Origin of the sequence: Alitiscatomonas sp. (assembly GCF_037242085.1) — a bacterium.
Lineage (GTDB): Bacteria > Bacillota > Clostridia > Lachnospirales > Lachnospiraceae > Alitiscatomonas > Alitiscatomonas aceti.
Genome location: NZ_JAXXBR010000111.1, coordinates 1 through 1,885, shown reverse-complemented (window position 1 = coordinate 1,885; position 1,885 = coordinate 1). Strand labels below are relative to the sequence as shown.

The 1,885-nt window shown below is 57.1% G+C and carries 1 protein-coding gene; it reads left to right on the top strand.

Annotated features, from left to right (window positions below; genetic code table 11):
- Positions 1 to 90: 90 nt before the first annotated feature.
- Positions 91 to 1,885: nucleoside-diphosphate sugar epimerase/dehydratase (locus WIH05_RS11610; RefSeq protein ID WP_337425417.1), on the top strand; the 1,795-nt coding region annotated here is incomplete at its 3' end.

Sequence of the window (1,885 nt, the reverse complement as noted above, 5' to 3'; positions counted from 1 at the left end):
CATGAAAACAACGAATCCGAGGAAGATCTGATGTACGAATTTCTGGAAAAATACCTGCCCAGGGACAAGCGCGTCCGCATGGGCATCTTAATGGCCGCAGACGTCCTTGCGCTCTGCCTGGCCTCTTTTTTAGGCCTTTTTGTCCGGTTTGATTTAAATATTTCCAAGATCCCACCGGAATACGCCCGGGCGGCCCTGGAGTTCCTTCCCTATTATATCCTGGCCTCCCTGGTGATCTTCTTCCTGGCCCGGATGTACTCCACCATGTGGAGCGTGGCCGGGGTCCGGGAAGCCCTCCATGTGGTGGCGGCCTGCGGCCTGGCCTCCCTGGTACAGATCGCCGGGATGATGCTCTTACAGCTTTCCGTGCCCAGGAGCTTCTTTTTAGTGTCCTTTGCGGCCCTCTGTGCCGAGGAGCTGGGGATCCGTCTCTCCTATCGGGTGGTGATCTCCTTATTCGGGAACCATAGTAAAAAAGCGGCAAAGCGGATCGTGATCGTGGGCGCCGGGACCTCTGGTTCCGTGATCCTGAAGGAGATGACCACCAGTTCCCTGGTCAACGGCTGCGTGGTCTGCTTTGTGGACGATGACAAGAACAAGGCCGGGAAGTTCCTAAACGGCGTTCCCGTGGCCGGGAACCGGAACGACATCCCGCGGCTTGTGGAAGAATATAAGATCGACGAGATCTACATCGCCATCCCGTCGGCCTCAGCCAGGGAGCGTAAGGCCATCATCGAGATCTGCCGGGAGACGGGCTGCCAGGTGAAGATCCTGCCGGGCATCTACCAGCTGATCAACGGCGAGGTGAGCATCGCAAAACTCCGGAACGTGGAGATCGAGGACCTTTTAGGCCGGGATCCCATCCGGGTGAACTTAGACGAGATCATGGGCTACGTCAGCGGGAAGGTGGTCTTAGTGACCGGGGGAGGCGGCTCCATCGGAAGCGAGCTGTGCCGCCAGGTGGCAAGCCATAACCCGAAGCAGTTAATTATCTTTGATATTTACGAAAACAACGCCTACGACATCCAGCTGGAGCTTAAGGAAAAGTATCCGGACCTGGACCTGGTGGTGCTCATCGGCTCTGTCCGGAACACCCACCGGATCGAGACGGTGTTTGAGAAATACCGTCCCGACATCGTGTACCATGCGGCGGCCCACAAGCATGTGCCCCTCATGGAGGACAGCCCCAACGAGGCCATCAAGAACAACGTGTTTGGTACATATAAGACGGCAAAGGCGGCGGATAAATATGGAACCAGTCGTTTCGTGCTGATCTCCACGGACAAGGCCGTGAACCCCACCAACATCATGGGGGCGTCCAAGCGGATGTGCGAGATGGTGGTGCAGATGATGAACGCCAGGTCAAAGACGGACTTTGTGGCCGTGCGGTTCGGAAATGTACTGGGAAGCAACGGGTCCGTGATCCCGCTCTTTAAAAAGCAGATCGAGCAGGGCGGTCCGGTGACGGTGACCCACCCGGATATCATCCGGTATTTCATGACGATCCCGGAGGCGGTGTCGCTGGTATTACAGGCCGGAGCCTATGCCAAGGGCGGGGAGATCTTCGTCCTGGACATGGGGGAGCCCATGAAGATCCTGGATCTGGCAAAGAACCTGATCCGGCTGTCCGGGTACACACCGGACGTGGATATCCCCATCGTGTTCACGGGCCTGCGGCCCGGGGAGAAGTTATATGAGGAGCTTCTCATGAACGAGGAAGGGATGCAGGATACGCCCAATAAGTTAATTCATATCGGAAAGCCCATCGAGTTCGATATGGAGCGGTTTGAGGGGCAGCTGGAGGAGCTTTATGTGACCGCCAATGAGGACGGGGACAGGATCCGGGAGAATGTGATGCGGATCGTGGGGACGTATCATCCGGCGG